The following is an 18,494-nucleotide window of genomic DNA, read 5'->3' as shown; positions in this document are numbered from 1 at the left end:
TTGGCGTTGCTGAAACGCAGTCTATGCATTTTGCCGGCGATTCTTTTTTGAGTGATAAGTCTTTGAGTGAATAGTTGGCGTAAATGGCTGTGTGAAAAGTGCGCGACATATGAATGGAAAGATAAACAGCAAAGCTGTATAAATAGGGCTTTTTGTTTAAATAATGTTAAATTTAAATAATTGGATTAGGATCACCGTTATTTAATAATTATTCATTTGTCAGTTTCAGTGCTGATGAATGAGATAGCAAAAAACTCCGGGTCCGGATGGCGCCAGCACTGAAAACCCGAACAATAAAAAAGACAGGCTTTGGCCTGTCTTTCATGTACCGAATAGAGAACTGTAATTGCGAGGTCACTTCGCGGCGTCGAGTTGGACCGGAACTATTTCCTTTGCATGGAAACCTTTTGGACCCGTCTCTACAGTGTAGTTGACCTGCTGGCCCGCTTTGAGTGTCCGGTAGCCGTCCATTTGGATAGTTGAATAGTGCGCAAAGATGTCACCCTCACCGGTTTCCGGACAGATGAAACCAAACCCTTTCGCGTTGTTGAACCATTTAACTGTACCTGTTGCCATGCTATACATCCTTCTGTGCATTCAAGTTCCATTTTGCATTAGTTTGCCGATCCTTTTTATCATGCATTGCATACTAATGCTAATTTGATGCAGTGAGTATCTACTACAAGTTACACTCTAGTAAAAAAATATAGACAGTCAAGTGCATATTGTAACAATCTCATAAAATACCAGTTGGTGAAAAAAAAGACGATGAATGCAGTTGAAAGCTCTGAAAAGGAAGTAAAACTCAGTCATTAGTCTGTACGCTATTTTCTGTCGTAAAATATCCCTCCTTTAAGGCGGTTTTCCCGCGTCAGGTCACCGTCTTATTGGCGGTTTTTCGGCATTATCGTAGTCATCTCTTAGTTGCTGGAATACAATGAGTGCATTAGTCTGAATATAGTGATAGGAAAACTGCGGTCGAAATCGCCACATACACTTAGTCCTAGCTTAAGTTGTTGTTTATTGGTGGACTATTCCTATCGTACTGGTAAGTTAAGGTTATGAGTAAGTTATACGAGTGGATCGTTCCGGAATCCGATATTCTGGAAGACGAGGAAACCCGGGTTAAGCCCCCATCGATGTACAAAGTAATTTTAAATAATGATGATTACACACCGATGGATTTTGTGATAGAAGTGTTACAGAAGTTCTTCTCCATGGATTTGGAGAAATCCACACAGTTGATGCTAACTGTGCATTATGAAGGGAAGGCCGTATGCGGCACCTTCACAGCCGAAGTCGCCGAGACCAAGGTTGCTCAGGTAATGATGTATGCAAGGGAGCATGAACATCCGCTACTGTGTACGATGGAAAAAGCTTAGGCTTTTTTCGGCACGCCATAATTGAGTGGTATTTAGGGGAGGTGCCTTATGCTAAATAAAGAACTTGAAGCGAGCTTGAACGCTGCATTTGCACGCGCCAGGGAAAAGCGCCATGAATTTATGACAGTAGAGCACCTGCTGTTGGCGTTGTTGGAGAATGCATCTGCTCAGGAAGCACTGCTGGCTTGCCGTGCTGATCTGGATACGCTGCGCAAAGAACTGGACTCCTTCATTGAGCAAACTACGCCACTGATTCCGGTGGACGACGAGAGCAGGGAAACCCAGCCTACACTCAGTTTCCAACGTGTGTTGCAACGTGCTGTGTTCCACGTTCAGTCTTCCGGACGCAGTGAAGTCACTGGCGCGAATGTTCTGGTCGCGATTTTCAGCGAACAGGAATCTCACGCTGCATACCTCCTGAAGAAAAGCGACATCAGCCGTCTTGACGTCGTGAACTTCATTTCTCATGGCACTGTGAAAGACAGTGGAAACGACGATCTTCATGGTTCGGATGTGGGCGGGGATGACCCTCGCAGCGAACAAAGCTCAGAAGATAAGCTGGAAAACTTTGCCACTAACCTGAACCAACTGGCTCGTGCCGGTGGGGTCGACCCGCTGATTGGTCGTGACAATGAACTGGAACGTACCGTTCAGGTCTTGTGCCGTCGCCGTAAAAACAACCCTCTGCTGGTAGGCGAAGCTGGTGTCGGTAAAACCGCCATTGCGGAAGGGCTGGCCTGGCGCATCGTAGAAGGCCAGGTGCCAGAGGTTATCAAAGACTGTGTGATTTACTCTCTGGATATCGGCTCACTGCTGGCCGGGACTAAGTACCGCGGTGACTTTGAGAAGCGATTCAAAGCTATCCTGAAGCAACTGGAAAAAGAAGATCATGCCATTCTGTTCATCGACGAAATCCACACCATTATCGGTGCCGGGGCAGCGTCTGGCGGACAGGTTGATGCGGCGAACCTGATCAAACCTCTGCTGAGCAGCGGTAAGATTCGTTGTATGGGTTCAACCACCTACCAGGAATACAGCAATATCTTTGAGAAAGAGCGCGCATTGTCACGCCGCTTCCAGAAGATTGATATTGTTGAGCCATCGCTGGATGACACCACGAAGATCCTGATGGGGCTGAAGCCGAAGTACGAAGCGCACCATGAAGTGCGATTTACTAACAAAGCCATCCGTGCTGCTGTTGAACTGTCGGCCAAATACATCAACGAACGCCATCTGCCTGACAAGGCAATTGACGTAATTGATGAAGCGGGTGCGCGTTGTCGTCTTGCTCCGGCGAGCAAGCGCAAGAAAACCGTTAATGTCAGTGACATTGAAGCCATGATTGCCAAAATGGCTCGCATCCCTGAGAAATCAGTCTCTTCCAGCGACCGCGATGTACTGCAAAAGCTGGATAAGAAACTGAAGATGTTGGTGTTTGGTCAGGATCCGGCGATTGATGCGCTGACAGAAGCCATCAAGCTGAGCCGCGCTGGTTTGGGTGCCGAGAACAAGCCTGTGGGGTCGTTCCTGTTTGCCGGCCCGACCGGGGTAGGTAAAACCGAAGTAACCGTGCAGCTGGCACGTACTCTGGGTATTGAGTTGCTGCGTTTCGATATGTCAGAGTACATGGAACGTCACACTGTCAGCCGTCTGATTGGTGCGCCTCCGGGTTACGTGGGTTATGACCAGGGTGGTTTGCTGACCGATGCCGTGATTAAACATCCTCACTCAGTTGTACTGCTGGATGAGATTGAAAAAGCACACCCTGACGTATTTAACCTGCTGTTGCAGGTGATGGACAACGGTACGCTGACGGATAACAACGGCCGTAAGGCGGATTTCCGCAATGTGATTCTGGTAATGACCACCAACGCCGGTGTGACTGAAACTGTGCGTAAGTCGATCGGTTTGATCCAACAGGATCACAGCCACGACGCGATGTCGGAAATCAAGCGTGTCTTTACGCCGGAATTCCGTAACCGTCTGGATAGCATTATCTGGTTTAACCATCTTGAAAAAGAGGTTATCTCTCAGGTGGTCGACAAGTTCATTGTTGAACTTCAGGCGCAGCTGGATGCTCGTGGTGTGTCGATGGAAGTTTCGTCGGCAGCCCGTGAATGGCTGGCAAACAAAGGTTATGACAAGGCGATGGGTGCGCGTCCGATGGCGCGTGTGATTCAGGACAACCTGAAAAAACCAATGGCCAATGAGCTGTTGTTTGGTGAGTTGATTAACGGTGGCTCTGTACGGGTTGATCTGGTCAATGACCAGCTGGAATTCCTGTTCAGCAGTCAGGTCGAACCGGCGCACTGATAGACTGAACCAAGGGCACGTCTTGTTCAGTTAACTGTAGAAATAAAATAACCGCCTTTAGGCGGTTATTTTTTATCGCTATCATGCTGTTTGAGCGTGATCACTTGGTATTGATTAACGCTCGGATGCCCACAGGTGCAGCAGGTCAACAGCAAGTGTTGCGGCTGCTAACGCTGTGATTTCCGCATGGTCGTAGGCTGGTGCCACTTCCACGACATCCATCCCAATCAGGTTGATCCCTTGCAGGCCACGGATGATTTTCAGCGCTTTGTCTGAAGTCAGACCGCCACATACCGGAGTGCCGGTGCCCGGTGCAAATGCCGGATCCAGGCAGTCAATGTCAAAAGTCAGGTAAACCGGTAAGTCACCCACGGTCTGTTTGATGTTCTCGACAATCTGTTCAACGGACTGATCATTTGCACTTGCCGCATCCAGAACATTGAAGCCCAGCTTGTTGCTGTACTCGGTACGGATACCAATCTGGATGGAGTGATGCGGGTCAATGAGGCCCTCTTTCGGCGCATGGTAGAACATGGTGCCGTGATCATACTGGCTGCCCAAATGATAAGTGTCGGTATGAGCATCAAAGTGGATCAGTGCCATTTTGCCGTACTTTTTGGCGTGTGCCCGTAGCAGCGGCAGCGTCACGAAATGATCGCCACCAAACGTCAGCAGGGTTTTACCGTGTTCTATCAGGCTGGTGGCATGTTTTTCCAGGCGCTCACACATTTGTGCGGCGTCACCGCTGTCGAACACCAAATCGCCACAATCGGCAATGCGGATTTTGTCGGTCAGAGAAAAAGTCCACGGCCAGCGTTTGCCTTCCCATGCCAGATTGGTGGAAACCTGACGAATTGCACCTGGCCCCATGCGGCTGCCAGAGCGACCGGTTGTCGCCATATCAAACGGAACACCGGTGATGACTACATCAGCGTCAGACGTATGTGGGGTGAAATTCAGCGGTTGACGCAAAAAGCCGAAGGCATTGGCGTACAGTGAATAATCCGGGTAGTTAGCAAGGGTCGCTAGCGCGTTATTTGACAATGCAGTGCTCTCCTGAGAATCAGTGTCTTTTTTCAAGTTGTTGTCCTCCACTGTGCGTCGGTATTGATATGTCACTATCAATTCGTCAGCGTCGCGTGAGGAAAGGCGTTCAAAATTGATGGATTCGCCGCCCGCCATTGTCATCAGACTTCTGGCGGGCGGCGAACCGTGATTTATCGGCAGCCTCGAATATCTTCAAGGTAAGTGTAGCCCTGCAGGCCTTCTGCCAGCTCAGCCAGAATACCACTGTGCTCTGACGGTGGCAGATACTTCGCGACCATTTCCTCGTACTGACGCAGGAAAGTTGCCGCATCGAGGTGAACGTATCGCAGTACATCACCCACGCTGTCGCCGCGGTCAATGTGCTCGATATGATACCCGCCCTCAGGCTGGCAGCGCACTACGGCGGTATCGGTATCGCCGAACAGGTTGTGCATATCGCCCAGAATTTCTTGGTAAGCGCCAACCAGGAAGAAACCCATCCGGTATGGCGTTTCATCGCTCCAGCTTGGGACCGCCAGAGTACTTTCGATACCCTGTCCTTCGACATACTGGTCAATCGCGCCGTCAGAATCACAGGTGATGTCCATAATCACAGCACGCTGCTCAGGCTCTTTGTCCAGGTGGCTGAGTGGCAGCACCGGAAAAATTTGCTCGATACCCCAGGCATCTGGCAGAGACTGGAACAGCGAAAAGTTCACAAAGAACTTATCGGCAAAGCGCTCCTGCAGTTCGTCCAGCAACGGACGATGGGCACGGTTTTTCGGCGACAGGCGCTTTTGCAGCTCAAAGCTCAGGCGCAGGCTGATTTGTTCAGCCCATGCACGTTCTTCGAAGGTGAGCATGCCCATTGAAAACTGAGTATGCGCTTCCGCCAAATCGTTCTGATTGTCATGATAAATCTCAATCAGTGAACGGTGATCCGTCAGGGTGCTCAGTTCCAGCCAGGATCGCCACATGTTCAGCAGCAGCTGAGGGGCAGATTCCGGCGGGGCAATGGCCGCTTCCGGTTTATAACTTTCAACACCAATAACGTCACTGATCAGTACCGCATGATGCGCTGTCAGGTTTCGGCCTGACTCCGAAATAATGCGCGGCATGGCAATGCCATATTCTTTACAGATATCGCCAATGGTGTAGACCACGTTGTTCGCATATTCACGCAGGCTGTAGTTCATGGAACAACTGTTCTGGCTACGTGTGCCTTCGTAATCGACGGCCAGGCCACCGCCGACATCCACCGTGGTGATGCCAGCACCCAGACGGTACAGCTCGGCATATACACGACCGGCTTCACTGACGCCGTTACGAACGTCGCGGATATTGGCAATCTGAGACCCTAAGTGAAAATGCAGCAGTTGCAGGCAATCCAGCATGTTGCTTTCGCGCAGCTTATTCATCACGGTCAGTACCTGAGAGGCAGACAGACCGAATTTGGATTTTTCGCCACCACTGGCTTCCCATTTGCCTTTGCTCTGAGCCGTCAGACGTGCGCGCAGGCCCAGGCGAGGGCGAACACCCAGCTCTGCCGCTTGTTGAATCACGGTCTCCAGCTCAGACAGTTTTTCCAGCACGATATACACTTCGTGCCCCAGCTTTTCGCCAATCAGCGCCAGACGGATGTATTCGCGGTCTTTGTAGCCGTTGCACACAATCACCGAACTGGCCTGATGCGCCATCGCCAGTACAGCCATCAGTTCTGGCTTGCTGCCGGCTTCCAAACCCAGCTGACGCTGTTGTTTGGCATACTGGCTGGCCAGAATTTCACTGACTACGGCTTCTTGCTGGTTCACTTTAATTGGGTAAACAGCAAGGTACTGGCCATCGTAGCCATAGTCTGCGATGGCGTTATTGAATGTCGCACACAGGCTGTCTACCCGGTGGTGCAGGATTTCCGGAAAACGAACCAGAACCGGCAGCGAGGCGCCCTGAGCGATCAGATCGTCAGCCAGTGCGGAAAGGGCAATCCTGTTATTAGGGTTGGAGACATCTGGGCTGACGGTAACGTCACCTTCAGCATTAATATCAAAGTAGCCCTGACCCCAGTAAGGCGTGTTGTAAATGTCGCGAGCATTGTCGATTGACCAATCACTCATAGTAAATCCTCAGTGTTTATACGGGGCATGCCGCAGCGAACGGGCGTAACAAAGCCGCCCGCCAATATTCAGAAAAGGCAAGCACCGGAAATAAATAGACCCAGCGTGTAAGACGCCGGAGAAATCGTGGTTAGACGCTTGGTGTCGTCATCGGAGTTTTAGCTGGTCGTCTCAGGGCCATTTTTCTTTTGCGACGGCTTGACGTAAGCGTCGACTCCAGCGATTTGTTCTGAGGGCGAATATGAGCTGCGATATCGCAAAGTGTAATCAGGTGTAACTCGGCCTGATAATCATTGATTGCGAGAGGTTTCATTGTCATTCCTAAACGGCCGTGCTGCTGACAGATTTCACGGTATGACAGATAAAAAGGGAGGGTCCCCGTTTACACCTCGGTCGTACGCGGTTGGGTGCAGCGCGATTAGACAACCGTTCTGCCCCTGAGGCAAATAAAATGATTTTCAGAACTTGAGCAAATTGTTTTATCGAACTGATAAGAAGCCGTGCTTGAAGGGCTGAGCGCGCCGTGTCTGCGATTTGGTGGGACTGAAAAAATAAAACCCGGCCTAAGGCCGGGTTTTATTTGTATTCTGTTATCTTGGATTGGCAAGATTAACGGGCGCGGAAGACGATGCGGCCTTTGGTCAGGTCGTATGGAGTCAGTTCCACAGTTACCTTATCACCAGTAAGAATACGGATGTAGTTTTTACGCATTTTGCCAGAGATGTGTGCAGTCACAACGTGACCGTTTTCCAGCTCTACGCGGAACATAGTGTTAGGCAGTGTATCCAGTACAGTGCCTTGCATTTCAATTACGTCTTCTTTTGCCATTGAATCCTCTTAGGCTACCAGCCATTCTTCTGATCGGGCCGGATGTTGCCTTGAAACTGGTTAAGTGTAAAGTTTAGGCCGCAATTTTACCTGCGCAGTAAACCTTTGTCAGCTACTGAGATGCATTTAAACGAATTAATCGCAGGTCAATGCCGGTACTGGTGAATAAAACAGCCGCTTTTTTACTCGCCTGACTGCCAGCGGTTGTTTTTCAGCAGTTCGTAAGGCTGAAACCGTATTTTGTAATTCATCGCTTTACAGGCATCAATCTGATAGCCGGGATACAGCCAGGAACGCTCCGTCAGCTGGCAGTAGTGAATCTGATAAAGGACGCAGAGCGTGCCCAGTGACAGTGGCGATGCCGGATCAAAAAAGCTGTATACCGCACTCAGTGCATCGTCCAGCACATCCGTAATTGCTACTGCAATCAGCCTATCACCGTCATACCCATGCAGAAACAGGGTATTCATCCAAGGGGCAGTACAGAACTCAAAAAACTGTTTCTTGTTCGGCGGAAACATGCTGCCGTCAGCATGGCGCTGGTTAATGTAGCGCGCATACAGTTCGAACCAACCCGGATCGAGGTTGGGTTTAAATTCCCAGCGCAGCTTTCTCATTTGATTCTGCTGACGCTTCTGGCTGCGAGACGGGGTAAACCGCTGGCAGTCCACTCGCAATGGGGTACAGGCCGTACAGTGCTGACACATGGGCTTATACACAGCCGTGCCGCTGCGGCGATAACCCGACGCCAGTAACAGAGCGTAGCCTTCCGGTGTTAGCCAGTGATGGTCCATCACCACGCCCAGCTGTTCTGTCTCTTCCGGTAGGTAGTTACAGGGGGACTCCGGTGTTACCCCGATACGTAATGACATCGATTGATAACTGGTCATGATTCGGGTACTGCTAAGGTTTGTGGCTCGTAACAACCATACTTCAGTATGGCATCCCTTTGTTGACTGAGAAACTGCATGAACAGAGGACGCTCCATCTCGACGGCGCCTAATGATGCAAGGTGGTTGTTCATCATCTGACAGTCAATAAGCTGTCCGCCATGCAGGTCAAAGTGCTGGCAGAAAAACCAGAGCGCGATTTTGGATGCGTTGTCAGCCAGAGAAAACATCGATTCTCCGCAAAAGATGCCACCTATGCCAATTCCGTAGAATCCGCCGACGAGTTCGCCGTTTTCACGCCAGACCTCGACCGAGTGGCAGTATCCGAGGTCATGCATTGCCTGGTAGGCACAGATCATCTCCGGCGTGATCCAGGTTTCATCAGCCCCGCGTGATTCAGCACACAGGCGAATCACATCGTGGCAGGCCTGATTCAGGGTGACCTGATAACCGGACTTTCGGAAAAATTTCCGCAGGCTTTTGCTCGGGCGAAAATACTGTGGCAGAAACACGGCTCGTGGCGACGGGCTCCACCAGAGCAGAGGTTCACCTTCGGAAAACCACGGGAAGATCCCTTGTCGGTATGCCGCCAGTAAACGTTCAGGACGCAGGTCACCGCCAAAGGCCAGCAAGCCGTTAGGATCGGCCAGCGCAGTCTCAGGTGACGGAAAATCAGTATTGACCGGATCAAGCTCCGGGAGATAAATTGCCATAATTACACTAAAAATAGCTCACCTGGCGGGCGTTGACTGGTATCAGATATACGACCGGCAGCTGGACGGGTTAAAATCATATGCACTTCAATCTTTGGCGGTTATCGCCTTTTTATCAGGGGATTATAAATTGAGAAAGTGGTTCATGTTATTACTAATTCTACCCCTGTTCGCCCAAGCGGGCCCATATCAGCGTAATGAAGCGCGGGCCGTGAATAAAGTGGTGTTCGGAGACGTAGATAATGTGCGGTACATAACTCAGCAGGAAGTCCTGGAGTCCCACCGCAATGGCTGGGAAACCTTGCTGGGGGGCGTAATTGGCGGCCTGATCGGCAACCAGTTTGGCGGTGGAACCGGTCGTGAAGTCGCTACTGCGATAGGGGCTGTTACCGGGGCGGGCATCGCGCATTACCGCCAGCCTGAGCGCCATGTTGTGGAGTACCGACTGGTCGAACTGCTGATTAAAACAGAAGAGGGTAAATTGGTGGATGTGATTCAGGATGTGGATACCGACATGTTGTTTCAGCGTGGGGATGGAGTACGAATCCTGTATTTCGACAATGGGGTTCGGGTGGATAAAACCTATCCCTGAGAGGGGCTTGGGTAATCGCGAGTATTGATTATCGCTCCCATACATCAATTTATACCTGCATCGCACTATCAATTATTTAGTGCCAGCAATAAAAAAGGGCGGCTTTTGGGCCGCCCTGATTGTGTCTGGTTGACGACTGTTAGTCGACGGTCAGGATACGCATGTTGTTGGTTGAACCAATGGTATCCATCACATCACCCTGGGTGATGATGACCAGATCGCCGCAGCTCAGGAAACCGTTCTCTTTCAGAACCGCAACCGCATGCTTGGCGGCTTCCAGACCGGCATCGCTGTCGCGATCGAAGTAAACCGGTGTTACGCCACGGTACAGAGCCGCACGATTCAGAGTGCTTTCATTACGTGACATCGCGAAAATCGGCAGACCGGAAGAAATACGTGACATCATCAGCGGCGTACGGCCTGACTCTGTCATCGCAATCATGGCTTTGACGCCTTGCATGTGGTTTGCCGCGTACATGGTCGACATCGCAATGGTTTCTTCTGCGCAGTCGAAAGTACGAGTCATTCGGTGGTTAGAGATGTTGATGCTTGGCTCTTTTTCCGCACCCAGACACACGTTAGCCATTGCGGTTACCGTTTCAACCGGGAAGTCACCGGCTGCGGTTTCGGCAGAAAGCATCACGGCATCGGTTCCATCAAGCACGGCATTCGCCACGTCCATGACTTCGGCACGGGTTGGCATCGGGCTGGTGATCATGGATTCCATCATTTGGGTTGCAGTGATCACGGTGCGGTTCAGGCTACGGGCGCGACGAATCAGTTTCTTCTGAACGCCAACCAGCTCAGGGTCACCAATTTCGACCCCGAGGTCACCACGGGCAACCATGACGGCATCAGATGCCATAATGATGTCATCCATTGCTTCATCGGTTGCAACCGCTTCAGCTCGCTCTACTTTGGCGACCAGCTTGGCTTCCAGACCCGCATCCATGGCCAGACGGCGGGCATATTTCATGTCTTCGCCGTTACGCGGGAAAGATACTGCCAGGTAGTCCACACCCATTTTGGCTGCGGTCAGGATATCGGCTTTGTCTTTATCAGTCAGCGCGGCGGCAGAAAGGCCACCGCCTTTTTTGTTGATCCCTTTGTTGTTGGACAGTGGGCCACCAACGGTGACTTCCGTGTGTACCTTGTTGCCTTCAACAGAGAGAACTTTCAACTGTACGCGGCCGTCGTCAAGCAGCAGGATATCGCCTGGCTCAACATCTTTCGGCAGCTCTTTATAGTCCAGGCCAACAGCCTGCTGGTTACCTTCGCCTTTTGGCAAGTCACTGTCGAGTGTGAACAGGTCGCCGATGGCCAGTTGGATTTTACCGTCTTTGAATGTGGATACGCGGATTTTCGGGCCTTGCAGGTCACCCAGAATAGCGACGTGCTTTCCAAGTTTGGCGGCAATTTCACGTACGGTTTTGGTGCGTTGGATATGATCTTCCGGACTGCCATGAGAGAAGTTCATGCGGACGACATTTGCGCCGGCGGCAATAATTTTTTCCAGGTTATTATCGCGGTCGGTAGCAGGACCCAGGGTCGTTACGATTTTAGTACGTCTTAGCCTTTCAGACATTTGAAACTCCATCTGTATCGTTGCAAGCCAATGAAGCATATCCGTTCGGATTGTCTGCCTCATTGAGGTGATTGAAACTTTACTACACTTGGGCTGGAGATAAGCTGCTCTCCATCAACAAAATGAAAGAAAAGAACAGAATATTGTCATGTAATTGAATGAAATTTCACATTTTTGCGAGTAATTCCACGCTTTGTGAAAGTTGAGTCATAATTATTCGCTGTCACAAACAGGCTGGGAAGCAGGTTGCTCAGCTTATGGCTTTTCACTTGTAATCAGTTTAGTCGAAGCCATTGTCATACTGATGACAGCCGCATGCGGAGAGCGTGTACGTAGCTGATACGTTTTGCGGCAGCGCATTTTACGGCGTTTGTTACAGAGTGTTTTGTAGCGATTATTGCAGTGGTGTCGCGGTCGAAATCCGGGCAGAAAAAAGCACGGTCAGTGCCGTGCTTTTTGTGCGAGATGGCTTACATCATGCCTTCTTTGGTAAAGCGAGAATCTTTCAGAGACTCTTTCACGCGCTTGAGGTTTTCTCGGAACCCGGCACCACGGCGTAGGGTAAACCCGGTCGCCAGTACATCAATGACTGTCATCTGTACGACACGGCTTGCCATTGGCATATAAATGTCAGTGTCTTCCGGCACATCCAGGCAGATAGAAAGCGAACATTCGCGATCCAACGGAGAGTCTTTTGCAGTAATGCCGATCACTGTAGCGCCGTTCTCACGGGCCATACGCGCGACTTCTACCAGGCTCTTCGTGCGGCCGGTGTGAGAAATCATTACGACGACATCACCGTCGGTACAGTTGATCACGCTCATGCGCTGCATGACGATGTCATCAAAGCACACAATCGGAATATTGAAGCGGAAGAACTTATTCTGCGCATCATGTGCGACAGACGCCGATGCCCCCAGTCCGAAGAAAGAAATTTTCTTCGCTTGTGTCAGCAGATCAACCGCACGATTGATTTGCATCGGATCCAGACTATTTTTTGCCACATCCAGGCATGCCATCGTAGATTCAAAAATCTTTGAGGTATAGGCATCCGGGCCATCGTCTTCTTCGACATTGCGGTTAACATATGGCGTGCCGTTGGCCAGGCTCTGTGCCAAGTGCAGTTTAAAATCAGGAAAGCCTTTCGTGTCCAGCCGACGGCAGAAACGGTTTACGGTCGGCTCACTGACATCCGCCATTTTGGCCAGAGTGGCAATGCTCGAGTGGATAGCGGTTTGTGGCGAGGCAAGGATAACCTCAGCGACTTTACGCTCAGACTTGCTGAAGTTATCAAGGTTTTTCTGGATTTTTTCTAGGGTATTCATGGCGGTTACCGCTCGTTACTGAATTTCGTTACTGGCTTACTGAATCAGATTAAGCCATTTTGTTGAAACTATACTACTTTTCATGGATCCACTCCTAGCAAATCCATGAATATTGCTGCTTCTTTTTATTATAGTTTGACAGGGATCGAAGTTTCCCTTTCAGAACTGAAAAGTTTTTTAGGGGAAATTACCGTTTTGAACACGCTTTCGGTGGTTTTTTGTTGTTTATTTTCATGTGTCAGGAATTAATTTACAGGATGAAAAAAATCAGCTGAGCATAGGTATGAGGCTGGTTGTATAGTGTTTGCCAATAGAAAAAGTTATGACTAAACCGAGTTTGTTGCCGCTGTAGGTGGGGATGCCGACGAACCATCCGTGATGGAAAATCGGCACCTAACATCAGTAGGGAAGTAGGGAGAAGATCAATAAAATGAAAATCAGTGTATGTGGTTGTGGTTGGTTGGGGACTCCCTTAGCCGAGCGATTAAAACGGGACGGGATGAATGTGTGGGGAAGCCGCCGGACAGAAGATGGCTGCGCTGAACTGAGTCGTAAAGGAATTACACCGGTCAGGTTATCGTTGCCGGGGGAGCCTGCTTCCTTATCGGATTTTCTTAATACCGACGTATTGGTTATTAACGTACCGCCGGGGCGCCAGGAAGGAGCGGTACCGGCGTTTGTAAATAATATCTCTGCGTTATTGCAGCAGGCGCAACAGTCAGGTTGTCAGCGTGTGTTGTTTATCAGTACGACCGGGGTCTATGGAAATGTTTCAGGGCAGGTGACTGAATCGACGCCTGTGCAGCCCGATACGGCATCAGGACATGCGCATGTGCAATTGGAAGAAAAACTGTTTACTGAATGGGGAAGTCGGGCCGTTGTGTTACGACCAGCCGGTTTGATTGGACCCAATCGGCATCCAATCAAGTTTCTGGCTGGGCGCGAGGCTATCGTGAACGGGGGGGATCCGGTTAACCTGATTCACCTGGATGATGTTATCGAAGCGATTTGTTTGATTATTAAAACGTGGCCGGGTGGCGAAGTATTACACCTCGCAGCACCGCAGCACCCAACCCGGGAAGCGTATTACTGCCAGATGGCTGAGCGGGCTGGCTTGCCGGTACCCCATTTTCAACCTTGGGAAGATCGTCAGGCGAAGTGGATTGATGCTTCGGCAACCTGCGCCAAGCTGGGTTTAACGATACAGCATGCGGACCTTATGGCGATGACGCCCGAGCTTTGATGCCAGAACCTTGCTTGGCCCGCTTGGCCCGCTTGGCCCGCTTGGCCAGCTTGGCGCAAAAATTACTGTTGCAAAAGTTGCAGTAGCAAAAACTATCATGGCAAAGGGTGAAGTGAAGCTGGAGTGATTCGGTATGCACAGGCAAAAAAAATCCCGCTAAAACAAGCTAGCGGGATGAACACTTTACACAATTAGGAGTTAGCAGCAGTGGCATCGAATTAAAGAAGCCCAACACAATGGCTGAATCGCCTCTTTAATTATGAATGTCACTAGTTAAGACTGGCGCTAATTCGAAAGGTTCCAAAAATTTTAAAAAATTTTTCAGCGATGAAGAAAAAGCCAATGATGGAACCCGCGAGATGCGCGACAGGTATCAAAGCGCGACAGGTAGCAAATGCGGCTGAAGTCTGTCTTTTAGCGTGTGTCTCATGCTTTTGGGCGAAGGCAAGAGAAGGTTTAAGGAAGCTGATATTTCAGTTGAAGACGGAATAACCAGAACGAGTCAAACCGGCAAAAAAAAGCCCACTGAAATTCAGTGGGCAAAGCTTTATACACAATTAGGAGTTTAGCAGCAGTGGCATTGTCAGATTAAAGATGAAGAAGGCATGTTTGGCGGCCAGCTAACAAAGAAAACCTTTAATCTTAATGTCACTATATATGACTCGGGGAAAACCCGTTTGTTCCGCGTCGAAATGAAAAAATTCGAAATATTTTTTAACTTGTTGATTTTATGAAAGTGGCTTAAGGAAGCTTTTTGCTGGCAGCCCGAACTATCATTCTTTCCTTCTGAAATCTGCTTCTTCGGGCCTGAATCGCAGCCATAAAAAAACCCATCTCCATGGGGGAGACGGGCTTCGAAGAATGTCTTCTAAGAAAAAGCAGTGGCACTAGTTATGACCCGCTTTTCTGCGCTTTGTTCCAACTTTTTTCAAAATTTCTCATTTTTTCTTGAATTCCGCATTCTTACGTCATTCGCAGGTGACAACAGGTCACTGGCTGAGATGGGATCTGTCTCGTGAGACAGTGAAGTGAAGAATGATCACCTTCACACCTTTCACACTGAAGTTGGCGAAAAACGTATCACAGAGGTGGGAGACTCATTTAACGCTTGTTAAAAATGTTTACGAGATGTAAAGTTTAAACATGTGTTTAATACGGGTGACTGAGTATGGCTGGAAAGGGAGAAACCAAGGCACGCATTCTGGACGCTGCTGAATTGTTGTTTGCCGAGCACGGTTTCAAAGATACCTCACTGCGCACCATTACCAGCAAAGCCGGAGTGAATCTGGCATCAGTGAATTACCACTATGGTGACAAGAAGACGCTGGTCAGGGCTGTATTAAGTCGATACCTGGAAGCTTTTATGCCGGCTTTGCAGGCGGAACTGGAAGTGCTTCTTACACGTGATGACTTTTCAATGTTCGATGTCTTCTGCTGTGTGAAATCACCGCTGCTGTCATTAAACGATTTTCGCATCAATGGCGCCACCATCTTTATGTCCTTGCTGGGGCGAGGCTATACCGATGTTCAGGGCCACTTACGCTGGTTCATTGTGACGCGATACGACAAGGTACTGAAACTGTTTACCACGGCGGTTTGCCGGGCAAACCCATCGCTGGATCCGGAAACCTTGTTCTGGCGACTGCACTTCACGCTGGGGGCGACGGTGTTCACAATGGCATCGTCTACCGCGTTGTGTGAAATCGCGGAAAATGACTTTTCACGACAAATCAGTACCCAGGATTTAGTTGAACGTCTGGTGCCGTATCTGGCAGCAGGTGTTGCAGCCCCAATAGAACAACCGCTCTCACTACTGCGTGAAGAGCCGACAGGAACACAATAGATGTAGTAGTAATGCAAAAACACTAATAACGACATGAGACAAAAGGATCTGAAACATGAGTACGTTAACCAACCTGAGAAAACGCTATATCAGTGATCCCGCTTTCGAGATGTTTAAGAAAGTGCTACCACCGCTATCTGATACTGAACGCGAAGCCATGGAGGCAGGCAGTGTCTGGTGGGATGGTGAACTGTTTAGTGGTAATCCTAACTGGAATACCCTCCTGACTTACCCGCAGCCGAAACTGAGTGCGGAAGAGCAGTCATTTATTGATAACCAGCTTCAAACGCTGCTGGATATGCTGGACGACTACCAAATTGTTCAGGAGGAAAAGGATCTACCGCCTGAGGTTTGGGAGTACATTCGTAAAGAAAAATTCTTCTCTCTGATTATTGGTAAAGAGTACGGCGGTCTGAATTTCTCGGCCCATGCCAACTCCACCATTGTTAGCCGTATTGCAACGAAAAGTCTGAGTACAGCTGTCACCATAATGGTGCCGAACTCATTAGGGCCGGGTGAGCTGTTGACGCACTATGGTACGCAGGATCAGAAAGACTACTGGCTGCCTCGACTGGCGAGCGGTAAAGATATTCCGTGTTTTGCCCTGACCGGGCCGGAAGCCGGCTCTGATGCAGGCGGTATCCCAGATAAAGGGGTCGTGTGTTACGGCGATTATCAGGGCGAGGAAGTGCTGGGTATTCGTCTGAGCTGGAACAAGCGTTACATCACGCTGGCACCGGTTGCGACGGTATTGGGTCTGGCATTTAAACTGCACGATCCTGAAGGCCTGATTGGTGGCAAGAAAGATCTTGGCATCACGTGTGCGCTGATCCCGGCAGATCACCCTGGGGTTGAAATTGGTGAGCGTCATGACCCGTTGAATCTGGCATTCATGAATGGCCCGACGCGCGGTGAAGATGTGTTCATTCCGATGGACTGGGTTATTGGTGGCCAGGATTACGTGGGTCGTGGCTGGCGTATGCTGGTGGAGTGTCTGTCAGCAGGGCGTGGTATCTCACTGCCTGCACTGGGCACGGCGGTTGGTCACCTGACTTCTCGTACGACTGGTGCTTATGCGTACGTGCGTAAGCAGTTCGGCACTTCTATCGGTAACTTTGAAGGGGTCGCGCAGGCGATGGGGCGTATCGGTGGTTTCACCTATATGCTGGAAGCGGCTCGTACCCTGACAACCACTTCGCTGGACATGCATGAGAAGCCGGGGATCGTGACTGCGATTGCCAAATACCACATGACCGAAATGGCCCGTACCATCCTCAATGACTCGATGGATATTCATGCTGGCCGTGCCATCCAGCTTGGTCCAATGAACTATATCGGCCACCATTACTTCGGGATGCCAGTTGCGATTACCGTGGAAGGGGCCAATATCCTGACCCGTAACCTGATGATCTTTGGCCAGGGTGCGACACGTTGTCACCCGTATGTGCTGAGTGAAATGGAAGCGGCGGCGAACCCGGACAGTAAGCACGGTGCGGAAGATTTTGACAAGCTGCTGGCGAAGCATATCAGCTTTGCTGTTGGTAACGTGGCCAAATCAATGCTGAATGCGTTTACTGGCTCTCGTCTGAATCGTGCGCCAGTTACGGGTGAAACTGCGGTCTACTACAAACAGCTTTCTCGTGTCAGCCGTGCGCTGGCGGTAGCGGCTGATTTTGCCATGCTGACATTGGGTGGCGAACTGAAACGTCGTGAGATGATCTCCGCTCGTTTGGGTGACATCCTCAGCCACCTGTATCTGGCGTCGGCGGTACTGAAACGCTACGAAGACGAAGGTCGCCAGCAGCAGGATCTGCCAATGGTGCACTACTCACTGCAATACTGCCTGCATAAGTGTGGCGTTGCTTTTGACGAAGTACTGGCTAACTTCCCGCAGAAAGCCGTTGGTCGTCTGCTACGTGTAATGCTGTTCCCGTTCGGTATCCGCTATGCGGCGCCAAGCGATACGCTGTCGGTGAAGATTGCCGAACTGCTGATGACTCCGGGAGTGCACCGCGAGCGTCTTACTCACCTGTGCTATGTTGGTGACAGTGAGGATGATCCGGTTGGCCTGATGGATCGCGCGTTTGAAGCTATGTATGGCGTTAAAGATATTGAGCGTAAACTGGCGAAAGCGGCAAAAGCCGGTGACATTCCTCGTAAAGCCTCTCTGGCTGAAAAACTGGAACAGGCGCTGGAAAAAGGCATTATCACGGCGGCTGAACTGGAAAAACTGCAACATGCTGAGCAGCTGCGCCAGCGTGCGATTCAGGTGGACCACTTTGCCCCTGCGGATTTCAAAAAAAGCAGTTTACAGCCGGGTAAAGCGGCGTAACACAACGGAATTACTGTGCTGATAACTCTGAGTGCCACGCAACTGCGTGGCACTTTTTTTGTTTATCACATCAGAATTGACCCGGTCGCCTCAAAGTGGCCGATGTTCTTTAAATGTTAAGGTGCGTAAGGTTTCTGGAAGTAAGCTTAGCCTCAGAACGAGAGGCTGTTGACTGTGTCTACTTCTGGCTTTCTTTTTATACTCATACTGGTGTTCGAATGAACAAAAGTAGGGCACTGACGACTGATACACAGGCGATCGGAGACCAACCAGAAAGCGGATTATTGGTGACAAAACCAGCAAAATTG

General features: G+C 50.1%; 15 protein-coding genes. 6 read left to right on the top strand and 9 right to left on the bottom strand.

Annotated features, from left to right (window positions below):
* Positions 1-354 precede the first annotated feature (354 nt).
* A complete protein-coding gene (gene cspD / locus FH974_RS10415) occupies positions 355-576 on the bottom strand; it encodes a cold shock domain-containing protein CspD (protein WP_047884072.1) in 222 nt (73 codons plus the stop codon).
* Between the two features lie 485 nt (positions 577-1,061).
* Between cspD and clpS the strand changes: the two genes are divergently transcribed.
* Together clpS and clpA are read left to right on the top strand one after the other, a co-directional pair.
* Positions 1,062-1,382: an ATP-dependent Clp protease adapter ClpS gene (gene clpS, locus FH974_RS10410; RefSeq protein ID WP_047884073.1), complete on the top strand. Its 321-nt coding sequence runs from the start codon at positions 1,062-1,064 to the stop codon at positions 1,380-1,382.
* Between the two features lie 48 nt (positions 1,383-1,430).
* Complete coding sequence (gene clpA / locus FH974_RS10405; RefSeq protein WP_047884074.1) at positions 1,431-3,695, top strand: ATP-dependent Clp protease ATP-binding subunit ClpA; 2,265 nt, start codon at positions 1,431-1,433, stop codon at positions 3,693-3,695.
* A 114-nt stretch (positions 3,696-3,809) separates the two neighbouring features.
* Here clpA and speB read toward each other — a convergent pair whose 3' ends face one another.
* From speB to aat, 6 genes are all read right to left on the bottom strand, one after another.
* Complete coding sequence (speB, locus tag FH974_RS10400) at positions 3,810-4,739, bottom strand: agmatinase (protein ID WP_047884218.1); 930 nt, start codon at positions 4,737-4,739, stop codon at positions 3,810-3,812.
* Between the two features lie 173 nt (positions 4,740-4,912).
* Positions 4,913-6,835: a biosynthetic arginine decarboxylase gene (speA, locus tag FH974_RS10395; RefSeq protein WP_047884075.1), complete on the bottom strand. Its 1,923-nt coding sequence runs from the start codon at positions 6,833-6,835 to the stop codon at positions 4,913-4,915.
* A gap of 130 nt (positions 6,836-6,965) precedes the next feature.
* Complete coding sequence (locus FH974_RS10390; protein WP_146149658.1) at positions 6,966-7,148, bottom strand: hypothetical protein; 183 nt, start codon at positions 7,146-7,148, stop codon at positions 6,966-6,968.
* Positions 7,149-7,444: 296 nt separating this feature from the next.
* Entirely contained in the window at positions 7,445-7,663 is a 219-nt protein-coding gene (infA, locus tag FH974_RS10385) for a translation initiation factor IF-1 (RefSeq protein WP_005298441.1), read from the bottom strand.
* A 182-nt stretch (positions 7,664-7,845) separates the two neighbouring features.
* On the bottom strand, positions 7,846-8,553 hold the full coding sequence (locus FH974_RS10380) for an arginyltransferase (RefSeq protein ID WP_047884076.1): 708 nt from the start codon (positions 8,551-8,553) through the stop codon (positions 7,846-7,848).
* Complete coding sequence (gene aat / locus FH974_RS10375) at positions 8,550-9,266, bottom strand: leucyl/phenylalanyl-tRNA--protein transferase (RefSeq protein WP_047884077.1); 717 nt, start codon at positions 9,264-9,266, stop codon at positions 8,550-8,552. The genes FH974_RS10380 and aat overlap by 4 nt, the downstream gene beginning before the upstream one ends.
* 145 nt (positions 9,267-9,411) lie before the next feature.
* On the opposite strand from aat, the gene FH974_RS10370 reads away from it, so the two are divergent.
* Complete coding sequence (locus FH974_RS10370) at positions 9,412-9,858, top strand: outer membrane lipoprotein (RefSeq protein ID WP_373689511.1); 447 nt, start codon at positions 9,412-9,414, stop codon at positions 9,856-9,858.
* Between the two features lie 139 nt (positions 9,859-9,997).
* Here FH974_RS10370 and pyk read toward each other — a convergent pair whose 3' ends face one another.
* On the bottom strand, positions 9,998-11,443 hold the full coding sequence (gene pyk, locus FH974_RS10365) for a pyruvate kinase (RefSeq protein WP_047884079.1): 1,446 nt from the start codon (positions 11,441-11,443) through the stop codon (positions 9,998-10,000).
* Between the two features lie 470 nt (positions 11,444-11,913).
* Complete coding sequence (locus FH974_RS10360; RefSeq protein ID WP_047884080.1) at positions 11,914-12,768, bottom strand: MurR/RpiR family transcriptional regulator; 855 nt, start codon at positions 12,766-12,768, stop codon at positions 11,914-11,916.
* Between the two features lie 430 nt (positions 12,769-13,198).
* On the opposite strand from FH974_RS10360, the gene FH974_RS10355 reads away from it, so the two are divergent.
* The 3 genes from FH974_RS10355 (at position 13,199) to FH974_RS10345 (ending at position 18,186) form a co-directional block, all read left to right on the top strand.
* Positions 13,199-14,011, top strand: a complete 813-nt coding sequence (locus tag FH974_RS10355) for an SDR family oxidoreductase (protein WP_047884081.1) — start codon at positions 13,199-13,201, stop codon at positions 14,009-14,011.
* Positions 14,012-15,179: 1,168 nt separating this feature from the next.
* Entirely contained in the window at positions 15,180-15,854 is a 675-nt protein-coding gene (gene psrA, locus FH974_RS10350; RefSeq protein ID WP_047884082.1) for a TetR family transcriptional repressor PsrA, read from the top strand.
* Between the two features lie 55 nt (positions 15,855-15,909).
* Complete coding sequence (locus tag FH974_RS10345) at positions 15,910-18,186, top strand: acyl-CoA dehydrogenase (protein ID WP_047884083.1); 2,277 nt, start codon at positions 15,910-15,912, stop codon at positions 18,184-18,186.
* The last annotated feature ends 308 nt before the right edge of the window (positions 18,187-18,494 follow it).

Source organism: Photobacterium ganghwense (genome assembly GCF_017329545.1).
GTDB lineage: Bacteria > Pseudomonadota > Gammaproteobacteria > Enterobacterales > Vibrionaceae > Photobacterium > Photobacterium ganghwense.
This window is presented reverse-complemented; position numbering and strand designations above follow the sequence as displayed.

Excerpts from the sequence above, each read along its gene's own strand:
- cspD (WP_047884072.1), bottom strand. The coding sequence starts at position 576 with ATGGCAACAGGTACAGTTAAATGGTTCAACAACGCGAAAGGGTTTGGT.
- clpS (WP_047884073.1), top strand. The coding sequence starts at position 1,062 with ATGAGTAAGTTATACGAGTGGATCGTTCCGGAATCCGATATTCTGGAA.
- clpA (WP_047884074.1), top strand. The coding sequence starts at position 1,431 with ATGCTAAATAAAGAACTTGAAGCGAGCTTGAACGCTGCATTTGCACGC.
- speA (WP_047884075.1), bottom strand. The coding sequence starts at position 6,835 with ATGAGTGATTGGTCAATCGACAATGCTCGCGACATTTACAACACGCCT.
- FH974_RS10390 (WP_146149658.1), bottom strand. The coding sequence starts at position 7,148 with ATGAAACCTCTCGCAATCAATGATTATCAGGCCGAGTTACACCTGATT.
- infA (WP_005298441.1), bottom strand. The coding sequence starts at position 7,663 with ATGGCAAAAGAAGACGTAATTGAAATGCAAGGCACTGTACTGGATACA.
- FH974_RS10380 (WP_047884076.1), bottom strand. The coding sequence starts at position 8,553 with ATGACCAGTTATCAATCGATGTCATTACGTATCGGGGTAACACCGGAG.
- aat (WP_047884077.1), bottom strand. The coding sequence starts at position 9,266 with ATGGCAATTTATCTCCCGGAGCTTGATCCGGTCAATACTGATTTTCCG.
- FH974_RS10370 (WP_373689511.1), top strand. The coding sequence starts at position 9,412 with ATGTTATTACTAATTCTACCCCTGTTCGCCCAAGCGGGCCCATATCAG.
- pyk (WP_047884079.1), bottom strand. The coding sequence starts at position 11,443 with ATGTCTGAAAGGCTAAGACGTACTAAAATCGTAACGACCCTGGGTCCT.
- FH974_RS10360 (WP_047884080.1), bottom strand. The coding sequence starts at position 12,768 with ATGAATACCCTAGAAAAAATCCAGAAAAACCTTGATAACTTCAGCAAG.
- FH974_RS10355 (WP_047884081.1), top strand. The coding sequence starts at position 13,199 with ATGAAAATCAGTGTATGTGGTTGTGGTTGGTTGGGGACTCCCTTAGCC.
- psrA (WP_047884082.1), top strand. The coding sequence starts at position 15,180 with ATGGCTGGAAAGGGAGAAACCAAGGCACGCATTCTGGACGCTGCTGAA.
- FH974_RS10345 (WP_047884083.1), top strand. The coding sequence starts at position 15,910 with ATGAGTACGTTAACCAACCTGAGAAAACGCTATATCAGTGATCCCGCT.